The 11,726-nt window shown below is 59.5% G+C and carries 8 protein-coding genes; 4 read left to right on the forward strand and 4 right to left on the reverse strand.

Annotated features, from left to right (window positions below; translation table 11 throughout):
• Nucleotides 1-7 precede the first annotated feature (7 nt).
• The 4 genes from WA411_RS01330 to WA411_RS01345 all read left to right on the forward strand — a co-directional run bounded on the left by WA411_RS01330 (nucleotide 8) and on the right by WA411_RS01345 (nucleotide 6,741).
• The gene (locus tag WA411_RS01330) at nucleotides 8-2,584 is read left to right on the forward strand and encodes a PEP/pyruvate-binding domain-containing protein (protein WP_291905423.1); all 2,577 of its coding nucleotides are present in this window, start codon (nucleotides 8-10) and stop codon (nucleotides 2,582-2,584) included.
• A 63-nt stretch (nucleotides 2,585-2,647) separates the two neighbouring features.
• Complete coding sequence (locus WA411_RS01335) at nucleotides 2,648-3,919, forward strand: sensor histidine kinase (protein WP_291905420.1); 1,272 nt, start codon at nucleotides 2,648-2,650, stop codon at nucleotides 3,917-3,919.
• Nucleotides 3,916-4,446: a response regulator transcription factor gene (locus tag WA411_RS01340; protein ID WP_291905418.1), complete on the forward strand. Its 531-nt coding sequence runs from the start codon at nucleotides 3,916-3,918 to the stop codon at nucleotides 4,444-4,446. Before WA411_RS01335 ends, WA411_RS01340 begins: the two co-directional genes overlap by 4 nt.
• A 162-nt stretch (nucleotides 4,447-4,608) precedes the next feature.
• Complete coding sequence (locus WA411_RS01345) at nucleotides 4,609-6,741, forward strand: GGDEF and EAL domain-containing protein (RefSeq protein WP_291905416.1); 2,133 nt, start codon at nucleotides 4,609-4,611, stop codon at nucleotides 6,739-6,741.
• 11 nt (nucleotides 6,742-6,752) lie between these two features.
• Here the strand turns inward: WA411_RS01345 and WA411_RS01350 are convergent, their stop codons facing one another.
• The 4 genes from WA411_RS01350 to WA411_RS01365 all read right to left on the reverse strand — a co-directional run bounded on the left by WA411_RS01350 (nucleotide 6,753) and on the right by WA411_RS01365 (nucleotide 11,699).
• Nucleotides 6,753-7,412, reverse strand: a complete 660-nt coding sequence (locus tag WA411_RS01350) for an energy-coupling factor ABC transporter permease (RefSeq protein WP_069182635.1) — start codon at nucleotides 7,410-7,412, stop codon at nucleotides 6,753-6,755.
• A gap of 81 nt (nucleotides 7,413-7,493) precedes the next feature.
• Nucleotides 7,494-9,227 carry a SulP family inorganic anion transporter gene (locus WA411_RS01355; RefSeq protein ID WP_291905414.1) on the reverse strand — a complete coding sequence of 578 codons (1,734 nt, stop codon included), beginning with the start codon at nucleotides 9,225-9,227 and terminating at the stop codon, nucleotides 7,494-7,496.
• Between the two features lie 8 nt (nucleotides 9,228-9,235).
• Nucleotides 9,236-10,102: an MBL fold metallo-hydrolase gene (locus tag WA411_RS01360; protein ID WP_069182633.1), complete on the reverse strand. Its 867-nt coding sequence runs from the start codon at nucleotides 10,100-10,102 to the stop codon at nucleotides 9,236-9,238.
• An 82-nt stretch (nucleotides 10,103-10,184) separates the two neighbouring features.
• The gene (locus tag WA411_RS01365; protein ID WP_291905411.1) at nucleotides 10,185-11,699 is read right to left on the reverse strand and encodes a diguanylate cyclase; all 1,515 of its coding nucleotides are present in this window, start codon (nucleotides 11,697-11,699) and stop codon (nucleotides 10,185-10,187) included.
• Nucleotides 11,700-11,726 lie beyond the last annotated feature (27 nt).

The raw sequence follows: 11,726 nt of genomic DNA on the forward strand, positions 1-11,726 counted from the left end.
TCTGTCCATGAGCAACAAAGAACCTCTCCAGCCTGCCGATAAGGTCTCCACCGGCCTGGCCGGGCTGGATGAGGTTCTCGATCGTTTGCGAATCGGCGATAACGTGGTCTGGCGGGTCTCCGACCTTGAAGATTATCGCCGGTTCGTACTGCCCTTTCTGAACGCCGCCGCGGATGCCGGAAGGCAGATCATTTATCTGCGCTTTGGCGAGCACCCTCCCATCATCGAAGAGCACGACGCGGTTCGGACCATCAAGATCGACGCGCTCGGAGGCTTCGAGAGCTTTACCAGCCGGGTCTGGCATTTGATCGAGCAGCATGGCCGGGGCGCATTTTACGTGTGCGACAGCCTCAGCGAACTGCTCAATGCCTGGGCCACAGATGCCATGGTGGGCAACTTCTTCCGGGTAATCTGCCCGTTCCTGTTTGAACTGGATACCGTTGCCTGGTTTGCCCTGCACCCGGACCGGCACTCCCGAATGACTCTGGACCGCATTCGCGAAACCACCCAGGTAATGATCGACGTCCATCGCCATGGCGACAACGTCCAGATTCACCCCATCAAGGCGTGGCGCCGGCAATCGCCCACCATGTTCCTGCCTCACCGCGAGGAAAATGGTCGTTTCCAGCCAATCACCGACAGCAGCGATGCAACCCGGTTGCAGGCCAGCCTGGAACGGGAGCACCTGCACCGCCAGCCTCTGCTCGACTACTGGGACCGCCTGTTTCAGGACGCAAGCCGGGCGCTGTCTGAACAGGACGAAAACGGCATTGCCGAGTTACAGACCCAGGTTCTGCAAGTGCTGATCAGCCGCGATCCGCAAATTCTGGAGCTGGCCAGACGTTATCTGTCGCTGGAAGACCTGCTCGGGATTCGAAGCCGTCTGGTCGGCAGTGGCTCCATCGGGGGCAAGGCAACCGGCATGCTGATCGCGCGAAATATTTTGCAGAAGGAAGAACCGGCGCTGTGGCAACACTACCTGGAGCCTCACGATTCAAGTTACCTCGGCACCGATGCCTACTACGCATTCCTGGTGCACAACGGTTTGTGGCCGGCAATCATGCGCCAGCGTTCGGAAGCCGGTTACCTGGCAGAGGCGCCGGCATTGCAGGAGGCTATTCTTGCTGGCCAGTTTCCCGATGAGATCAGGCCCGAGCTGGAACGGCTCCTGGATCATTACGGCCAGTATCCGATTCTGGTGCGTTCATCGAGCTTGCAGGAAGATGGTTTCGGTAACGCCTTCGCCGGCAAGTACGAGAGCGTGTTCCTGGTCAACCAGGGCTCACCGGAAGATCGTCTGGCCTCTCTGGAAGATGCCATCCGACAGGTGTATGCATCGTCCATGAGTGAAGACGCTCTGCATTACCGCAAGCAGCGAGGCCTGGATCAGCGGGAAGAGCCCATGGCACTGCTGATCCAACGGGTAAACGGCCGTTTCCACGGCCGCTACTATCTCCCCGATGCAGCCGGCGTTGGCGTCTCCCGCAACACCTTTGCCTGGGACAGCAACATGGACCCGAAAGCGGGCATGGTTCGGCTGGTGATGGGCTTGGGAACCCGGGCGGTGGACCGCATCGAAGGCGACCATGCCTGTGTCATGGCACTGGACCATCCCCTGCGCCAACCTTTTCGCAACCAGGATGAGTCCTACCGGTTCTCCCAACATCTGGTGGACCTTCTAGACCTGCAGGACGGCGCACTCGATACCCGGCCACTCAGCCAGGTGCTGGAAAGCGCCGTGGAGCTGCCCATGTCACACCTGGCGGAAGTGGACCGGGAGGCCACCAACCGGGCCGAACGAATAGGCCTGCAAGGCCCGGTCTGGCGCCTGACATTCCGGCCGCTGGTACAGCAGGGCGCCTTTATCAAAAGACTTTCCTGCCTGCTGAAAACCCTGGAAGCAGGTTACCGGCACCCGGTCGATGTGGAATTCACGCTGCATCTCGATCAAGGTGGCGATCCGTCGTTCAATCTGGTTCAGTGCCGCCCCCTGGCTACCGTGGGGGAAACCGGACCGGTCAACCTGCCAGACAACATTCCCGGGAAGAATCTGCTTTTCCGCACCGAGGGGCACTTCATGGGAGGCAACATCAACCTGACCCTGAACAGGGTCATCCGCGTGGATGCAGGCATTTACAGCCAGCTCTCAACCAGCGAACGCTTCGAGGTAGCCCGCCTTGTTGGCGAGCAGGTTCGGTCAACACATGCTCCGACCCTGCTGATCGGGCCCGGGCGCTGGGGCACGTCCAGCCCAGAACTGGGCGTTCCCGTGCGCTTCTCGGACATTGCCGGGGTAGCCGCTCTGGTGGAAGTATCGGAGAACGCCGGGCACATGGTGCCAGACCTTTCCTATGGCTCGCATTTTTTCCAGGATCTGGTCGAGACAGGCATTGCCTTTGCTGCTCTGTTCCCGGAGGCCGATCAGTGCCGGTACTCTCCGGACATTCTTGGCGAATCTCCCGAAATCGGAACACGCTCCACAGCACCAGCCGCTGCCGTGAGGGTTTATGATGTCGGCAACCGACCGCTGCAGTTGCGAGGTGATGTTGTGCGTCAGCAGCTGGCCTGTTTCTTCGCCGATTGACGCCAGGCAATCTGGGATGCGATTTCCCGCCGCTCTGGCGGCACTGCTGATAGAATCCGATGCATGGAATGGCTAACCCACTCACAGACGGGTTTTCAACAGACTGCCCGCTATCTGCTGGGCATGCGTTTGACTATTGTTGCGCTGCAGCTGATTTCTATTGCCGTGGCGGAAACCATGGTAACCCTGGCACATCGGGCCGAAGCGGTTATCCTGCCTCTTGCCTATAGCGTTCTGGCGACCCTGGCCTGGCTCTGGTTCACCCGGCGCCCGCCGCGCTCGACCAAGGCCGTCAGCCTGGCGCTGATCGTCGATTTGCTTCTGATCGGAGCCTGGCTTTACCTGACCGGGGGCTACACCAACCCTCTGGTTTCCCTGTTACTGCTGCCCATCGCCGTTGCCATTGTGCTGGTGCCTCTGGGCCAGAGTATTGCCGTCACCGTCGCAGGGGTGGCGGTCTACACCGGCCTGGTGATCTGGCATACCCCGATAACCCACGAACATCACAGTGCCAACCTCGCCCAACTGCATCTTGTTGGCATGTGGGTCACCTTCGCCACCACTGCCGCTATCCTGCTCCTGGTTGTCGGCGCGCTGGCCCGTCGTCTGCGTCAGCAACAGGCCCAGCTTGCCCAGATACGGGAGACTCGGCTTCGGGATGAACAGATCATCGCCCTGGGGCTGTCCGCCGCTGCCGTCGCCCATCGTCTGGGCACACCACTGAACACCATGACCCTGCTGGTGGAGGAAATGAAATCGGCAGTTGCCGGCAACGACCCCTTGGCGGACGACCTTACCCTGATGGAAACGCAACTGGGGCTGTGCAGCGGCCACCTGCAACAGCTGTCCACCGCCGCCATGCAGGCCAAAACCGCACAACTGGAGACCCTGAGCGCCCGGGACTGGGTTGCCCGACTCCGGGAATCTGCGACTCTGCTATGGCCGGGTGCAGCCATTCAATGGCGACAGCCGGTGCCGGACTGCCCGGTGGCCGTGGACGCCACCCTGGATCAGGCGGTGCTGAACGTACTCGCCAACGCAGTTACCGCCAGCCCGGCCTGGGTCGCTGTGGCTGCCCGCGAGGGCGACGGGGACCGGGTGGAGCTGGTTGTGGAAGACCATGGCGATGGCCTGGAGTCCACACCTGAAGGTACTCTCGGTGACCAGGTGGTCAGTTCGGAAAATGGTCTCGGCGTTGGGCTGTTTCTGTCCAATGCCACCATCCAGCGCCTTGGGGGTAACATGAAAGCCCGGGGCAGCGCGGAAGGCACGACTATCATCATCGATCTGCCGGTTGCGGCAGAGACCAACATCGCAACGGGAGGTCAAGCGTGAGCGAACAACGGGTCTGGCTGCTGATTGATGACGATGACGCCTTTTTGCAGGTGCTTCAGCGGTCCCTGGGTCGCCAGGGCATTGAGGCCCGGCTGGCGCATGGGCACCAGGAGGCGAAAACTCTCCTGTCGGAAGGACATTTCCATCGGTGCGTTCTTGATCTGAACCTTGCAGGCGAAAGCGGGCTCCAGCTTCTGCCAGAGCTCCTGGATATGCATCCGGATCTGGAAATACTGGTGCTCACCGGCTACGGCAGCATCGCCACAGCGGTCGAGGCCATGCGCCGGGGCGCGGTAAACTACCTCTGCAAGCCGGTCACGGTCAGCCAGTTGCTGGCCGGATTCGAGCCGATCGATGCACCACCCGATCTCCGGGCGGAGCCGCCTTCAGTCGAGGAAATGGAGTGGGAGCATATCCAGCGGGTTCTCAACGAGAACGAGGGCAACGTCTCTGCCACGGCCCGGGCTCTGAACATGCACCGCCGCACCCTGCAACGCAAACTCCAGAAACACTCGCGCTGGCGCTGACCGATAGGTAATTGGCGCAAAACTGACATCTATCAACTCATCCAGACCATTTACCCATGGCTTTTCAGGTCTATTCCGGTAGCATGCCCTGACACTTACGACAGGTCTCACAGGGAGGGGAGTTCGTAAATTGACACACCGGCGCACACATTACTGACTCTCATGCCCAGATCCCCCACCACGATTGCACCGCCCGCAGACATCGACCCCAATCGCCTGGCAATGATTGCGTCGGTCACACCCAATTTTCTGGTGATGCTGGATGATGCCGGTCGCATTGAATGGGTAAACCCCAGTTTTGAGGAGCACACGGGGTATCAGCTTGAGGAGGTGCGCGGACGTCTGCCAAAGGAAGTGCTGTACGGGCCGGACACAGACCCTGACACCATCAAACGCATCAACCAGAAGCTGCACAAGGCCGAGGTCATTGAGGAAGACATCCTCCATTACACCCGGGCCGGCGAGCCTTACTGGGTGCATACCTATTGCGTTCCAATCGGTAACGAACAGGGCGTCGCACCCGGCTTTATCGCCATTCAGAACAATATCTCGGACCGGAAGCACGGCGAACGGGGCCTGCGCATCGCGGCCAGCGTGTTCGATCGTAGCCACGAAGCCATCCTGATCACCGACCAGTCCAATCGGATCCTGGATGTGAATCCCGCGTTTTCACGGATCACCGGCTACAGCCGGCAGGAGGTTCTGGGACTGAACCCGGCGATCCTCAGCTCTGGCCGCCACTCCGGTGAGTACTACCGCTCCATGTGGCGCACCATCGAGAAAACCGACCACTGGCGGGGCGAAATCTGGAACCGGCGGAAAAACGGTGAAGAGTATGTTGAACTGCTTTCCATCAGCCGTGTCCATCTGGAGGAACCGGGGCAGTATTACCACGTGGCAGCGTTCTCTGATATCACGGCGCTCAAGAACCATGCGCGTGAGCTGGACCGGGCAGCCAACTACGACGACCTGACCGGCCTGCCCAACCGCCAGTTGCTGGAAGAGCGCCTGCGCACGGCCCGTAATCACGCCGACCGGCAACATCGCACTGTGTCCGTGTGCTATCTGGACCTGGATGGCTTCAAGGCTATCAATGACAAATGGGGCCATCTGGCGGGCGACCAGGCCCTCAGAACCCTCGCCGAGCGACTGACCCGTGCTCTGAGGAGCGGCGACACCGTGGCTCGCATCGGTGGCGACGAATTCGTCCTCCTGCTGCAGGGGGACGACAACCACGATGCGGTGTACCAGCGGATCCTGGCCACTGTAGGCGACCCCGTCGCCGTGGGCGATCAAAACGTCACCCTCACAGCCAGTCTTGGCATCACCCGCTACCCGGAAGACGGATCAGAGGCGGAAGGCCTTATTCGTCACGCCGACCAGGCCATGTATTCCGCCAAGGAAAAAGGCCGCAACCAGTATCACTTTTTCGATCCCGGGCTGGACGAACATCGCCGGAACCGACGCAACCAGTTGATGGAACTCACACGTGCTCTGGAAAACGAGGAGTTCGAACTGTTTTTCCAGCCCCAGATCCGCGTGACCGATTGCCAGCTGTTCGGTTTCGAGGCGCTGATCCGCTGGAATCATCCCCAGAAAGGGCTTGTCTCACCGGGCGAGTTTCTGCCGATTGTGGAGAACAGTCATCTGGAAGTACCACTGGGACAGTGGGTACTGAAAGAAGCGATTCACCAGATGAACAACTGGAAAGAGGCTGGCGAGGATCTGGCGGTCAGCATCAACATCAGCGCTCAACACCTGATGGACCGCTCCTTTGCCGACTATCTTGAGAGTTATCTGCACAGCCATCCCGAGATAGCGCCCGGCCAGATCACCCTGGAGGTGCTGGAATCAACCGCCCTGGAGGATACCCAACGGGCCAGCAATGTTCTGGCGCATTGCCAGAGCCTTGGCCTTCAGGTGGCGCTGGACGATTTTGGCACCGGCTTCTCATCGCTGACCTATTTGCGCACCCTGCCGGTGGACATTATCAAGATCGACCAGAGTTTTGTTCGGAACATGCTTGAGGATGCCAGCGACCATGCCATTGTGGAGAGCGTGATCTTCCTGGCCCAGCGGTTCGCCCACCCGGTTCTGGCCGAGGGCGTGGAAACCATGGAGCATGCCCGGGCACTGCGCCGGATGGGCTGCAATTTCGTTCAGGGTTACGGCATTGCCCGCCCCATGCCTTCCGGTGAAGTGCTGGGCTGGACCCGTCACTGGCGGGCACAGGCAGAGTCCGGCAAGAGCGGTGACATGCTCAATCCCGTTGTGGCCCGGGGCGAGGGTCGCTAGGGCGGATCACCCTAGCGATACCGTCTCTGGTCCAGCGTGGTCAGCCGGTCGGGATGAAACACCATCAGGCCGGTTACAAAGGTGCCGTTCACAAATCCCTCAGGAATCATGAACAGTGGCAGGTAACGGATGTACTCGTGCACCAGTTCATCAAACGTGTAGACGCCGCTGGTCCACAGCATCAGGCACATGACCGTGCCGGCCGCCGCTACAGAAATGCCCGCACCGAAGAACCCGCAGAAGAAGATGTAGGCGAAGAAGTTCCGAAAATCCCGTCGGCGCTCCCACAGCATGATGCCGTGGCTGACAATGGCAGGCACCATCACCGTGATCAGCCCGTTGGCGGCAAACATGATCAGAGGCTCGCGACCGGTGATCACCGTGATCACCAGTGCCATAAGGCCCGCCAGCACTGCCAGGGCCCACCCCAGCATCAGCGTGATCACCGTGATACCAAAAACGTGGATGGCGAGGCCGGGTGAAATGCCGGCCCGCAACTGCCAGACAAAACCCAGCACCACGGCAGCACCGAAGAACGAGTGCTGGAGTGCGTTGTCCTTGCGAAAGGCCTGCCAGTCAATCGAGCGCAGCGCCCGGACCAGAATCACCAGAAAGAGCAGAAGCGTGATGATCCACTGGCTGGTGGATAGCAGGTTTTCAGTCATGCCCATAGTGAACTTACCGCAGCAACGGGGTCGGGAATGACATCTTAGCGGCTCGCCCCACCCCCGGTGCAAGCGAGCCCAGATTGATCAGGCGACCTGTTTTTCGAGTTTGCCGAGGTCGGTCAGGCGCTGCCAGGCTTCATAAGTACTCAGGAAAACCTCGCCACCCAGATGGGAAAGCAGTTCCGTCCCTTTCAACTTGTCCATTACCGGGCCTTTCACTTCCGCCAGATGCAATCTGACCCCTGCATCTTTCATACGCTCGTTGATGGCCTCCAGACTTTCGAGCGCAGAGGCATCCACCAGGTTCACTGCCGGACACACCAGCACCAGGTCCTTGAGCTCTGGCTCCCGGATCATCAGATCCATCACGGTTTCCTCGAGAAACCGGGCATTGGCAAAGTACAGGCTCTCATCTACACGGAGGAAGGTCACCTTCGGGCACAGTTCAACATCGTGACGAAGCACATTGCGGAAATGCTCGGTACCGGGCACACGGCCAACAACCGCACTGTGGGGCCGACTGGTTCGATACAGGAACAGCCCGATGGACAGCGCCACCCCGGCGATAATACCGGCCTCGACACTGTGCACCAGGGTCAGCACGATGGTTGCGAGCATGGCTCCAAAGTCGGTGCGGGAATAGCGCCAGGTTCGACCCAGGGCCGGAAGATCAATCAGTGTGGCTACCGCAACAATAATGGTGGCGGCGAGCGTCGCCTGTGGCAGATACGCGATGGCCGGTGTCAGGAACAGCGTCGCCATGGCAATACCGACCGCGGCGTAGGCGCCAGCGGCCGGGGTCTCGGCCCCGGCATCAAAGTTGACCACGGAACGGGAGAAACCACCGGTAACCGGCATACCCCCGGAAAAGCCGGCACCCAGGTTGGCGGTCCCCAGGCCGATCAGCTCCTGGTCAGGATCGATGCGCTGGCGCCGTTTGGCCGCCAAAGTCTGGCCCACGGACACCGACTCCACGAAACCGACAACGCTGATCAGCAAGGCGCTGACCGCCAGTTGCTGCCACAAGCCCATGTCCAGGCTCGGCATGGTGAACTCCGGGAGCCCCTGGGGTACATTCCCGACCAGTCGCACACCCTGGCCATCAAGCTGGAATTGCCAGGCCACCAGGGTGGTCACCAGAACCGCCAGAATGGGCGCGGTTTTGGTCAGAATGTCGGCCATTCTCGGTGCCAGGCCCATCGCCATAAGAAGTGGCTTCAAGCGTTTGCGCGCCAGCACCAGAAACAACAGCGCCCCGGCGCCAACAGACAGGGTGGCCAGGTTGGTATCGCCAATGGACTGGAACAGTGACTGACCGATTTCCAACAGGTTATGGCCGGAGGCCTGAATTCCGAATATATGCTTCAACTGGCTGGCCGCAATCACAATGCCAGAGGCCGTGATAAAGCCGGAAATCACAGGGTGACTCAGAAAATTGGCCAGGAACCCGAGCCGAAGCACCCCCATCAGCGTCAGCATCAGCCCCGACATAACGGCCAGCAGAACGGCACCGGCCACGTATTCCGGAGTTCCTGCCTCGGCCAGCGGTGCCAGGGCCGCCGCCGTCATCAGCGAGGCCACGGCCACAGGCCCGACGGACAAGGTCCGACTGGTGCCGAAGACGGCGTAAATCACCAGGGGCAGGATACTGGCGTACAGCCCCACCTGGGCGGGCAACCCGGCCAGCAGAGCATAGGCCAGCGACTGGGGAATGAGCATGACGGTGACGATGAACGCGGCCACCAGGTCACTGGTGGCCTGATCACGGCCGTATGTTGGCGCCCAGTCCAGAATCGGCAGATAACGTTTAAGATTCATCAGGAATCTCAGAACAGGTTAACCGGTACTTTCAGGTAAACCTGGCCATTGTCCTCGGCCGGCGGCATATGGCCTGCCCGCATGTTCACCTGAACGGACGGCAGAATCAGCCGCGGCATATCCAGGGTCGCATCCCGCTCGGTGCGCATTTTCACGAACTCTTCCTCGGAGACACCTTCGTGGACGTGAATGTTTGCGGCGCGCTGCTCCGCAACGGTGGTCATGTGCTGGTACTCATCGCGGCCGGGCGCCTTGTAATCGTGGCACAGGAAAATTCGGGTTTCCGCAGGCAGGGACAGCACCTTCTGGATGGACTGGTACAGGGTGCGGGCATCGCCACCGGGGAAATCGCAGCGAGCTGTGCCAAAGTCCGGCATGAACAGGGTGTCCCCGACGAAAGCCGCATCGCCAATCACATAAGTGAGACAGGCAGGGGTATGCCCCGGCGTATGCAGAACGCGTCCTTCCAGACCGCCAATAGCAAAAGTGTCGCCCTCTTTGAACAGCTTGTCGAACTGGCTTCCGTCGCGCTGGAATTCGGTACCGGCATTGAACGCCTTGCCGAAAATTTCCTGTACGTCGCGAATGTGCGCACCAATGCCGGTCTTGCCACCCAGCTTCTCATGCAGGTAGGGCGCGGCAGACAGGTGATCCGCGTGGACGTGGGTTTCCAGGATCCACTCGACCTTCAGATCGTTGCTGCGGATGTACTCGATAATTTCATCGGCAGAACGCACATCGGTTTTGCCCGCGGCGTAATCAAAATCCAGGACCGAATCGAGAATGGCGCAGGCCTGGCTGTCCGGGTCACGCACCACGTAACTGAACGTATTGGTGGGTTCATCAAAAAAATGCTGAACGATCGGGTTGCTCATGACAGTCACCTCTAGACAATCCAAATATCACTTTTAATCTAAGGATATACTATTTAGTAATATGAGGTGAAATGATCTTTTTTTATATGCGCAATGTTCCTGATACATCAACAAGACAGTCCCGCCCTGCCTGCTTGGCCAGATAAAGCCTGTGATCCGCCCCGGCAATGAGAGCGTCCGGCGAGGCTGGGCGGTCAACGAACTCCTCTATTCCGGCCACACCTGCGCTGACGGTCACCGGTATCTCATCGTCATCAAAGACAAAACGCTCCTCATGCACAGCTTCGAGAATTCGCTGGACGAGCTGTCGTACATTGCCGTGCTCTACAGCGCTGAAGACAACAATGAATTCTTCCCCGCCGAAGCGGGCAACCACATCCATGGAGCGTGTCTGGCTGATCAGAATGTCGGCAAACCGCTGCAAGATATAATCCCCGCCGAGGTGTCCGATGGAGTCGTTAATCTTTTTGAAGTGATCGATGTCGAAGATCGCCAGGGCGAAGCGCTCACCCCGGCGGTTGCTCCGGCCGAGCATTTCATCCAGCCTCGGCATCAGGTAACGGCGATTGTGCAGGCCGGTCAGCGGGTCCCGAATGGACTGGTTCAGCAGCTCTTCTTCCAGGCGGTTGCGCTCCAGGGCACCCGATAACAGGCCGGAAACAATAATCAACAGGTCGGCCTGGTCCAGACGCCAGGTTCTTCGGCGAAGGGAGTCAACGCCGAAAAAGCCCGTTACCCGTCCGCGTACCCGGATAGGCACGCAGAACATCGACGACACCCCCTGCTCCTGAAGCAGTGCCCGCTCGGGAGCAGCTTCCCGGGGCAGTCGGTCGACATCTTCAATAAACACCACCCGGCTGCCACTCACCATCCCCTCGATCTGTTCCTGCCACCAGTGAAAACTGTCGATCGACACCTCCTGCTGTGTGTCGATCAGAGCGGGCACACCGTCCCTGCACCACTCATGGGTATTGGTCATCACGGAATAGTCATCGGAAAAGCAGTACAGGTAGGCCCTGTCTACCTTGAAAAACGTTCCGATGGATCTCAGAAGTTCATCAATACACTGATCAATGGTGCCAAATCCCAGATTGATGAATTCGGTGGACAGACGGGCAATCAGTCGCTGGAACCCGGCCTGGAAGGAAAACTCCGCCTCACTTTCGCGCAGGCTCTGCTCCAGGTTCTTGTAGTGCTGGATGTTGTGGAATTGGCCGTACCAGAGCGTGCCGCCATCAGGCTGGCGCTCGGGCTCCGCATTAACCTCGAACCACTCGTAACCGCCATGCTCAAGCCTGAGCCGGGCCCGATAGCTCCAGGTATTCAACCTGTCTGCCGAGGCACGGATACTGGCCATAACGGCATCAACATCCTCCGGATGGATCATGGCGAAAATCGCATCCGCGTTATCACTCAGATCTGCGGGATCAATGCCAAAGAGCGACTGCACATGTTCGCTGATAAAAGGACAGCGGTGGGAATCTCCTTCCGAACTCACCCAATATACGAAGAGGACTCCAGGAACCCCTGAGGCCAGCTTCTGAAAAAAACGGGCAGACAAAGCAGTTTGCTGCCCGTTACCGGACCTTGACGCCATGGACAACACGTCCTCCTGACGGACGAT

Source organism: Marinobacter sp. CH_CUG1437-1 (genome assembly GCF_037029655.1).
Classification (GTDB): Bacteria; Pseudomonadota; Gammaproteobacteria; order Pseudomonadales; family Oleiphilaceae; genus Marinobacter; species Marinobacter salsuginis.

Coding starts and splice junctions, on each gene's coding strand:
- WA411_RS01330 (WP_291905423.1), top strand. CDS start 8: ATGAGCAACAAAGAACCTCTCCAGCCTGCCGATAAGGTCTCCACCGGC.
- WA411_RS01335 (WP_291905420.1), top strand. CDS start 2,648: ATGGAATGGCTAACCCACTCACAGACGGGTTTTCAACAGACTGCCCGC.
- WA411_RS01345 (WP_291905416.1), top strand. CDS start 4,609: ATGCCCAGATCCCCCACCACGATTGCACCGCCCGCAGACATCGACCCC.
- WA411_RS01350 (WP_069182635.1), bottom strand. CDS start 7,412: ATGGGCATGACTGAAAACCTGCTATCCACCAGCCAGTGGATCATCACG.
- WA411_RS01355 (WP_291905414.1), bottom strand. CDS start 9,227: ATGAATCTTAAACGTTATCTGCCGATTCTGGACTGGGCGCCAACATAC.
- WA411_RS01360 (WP_069182633.1), bottom strand. CDS start 10,102: ATGAGCAACCCGATCGTTCAGCATTTTTTTGATGAACCCACCAATACG.
- WA411_RS01365 (WP_291905411.1), bottom strand. CDS start 11,699: ATGGCGTCAAGGTCCGGTAACGGGCAGCAAACTGCTTTGTCTGCCCGT.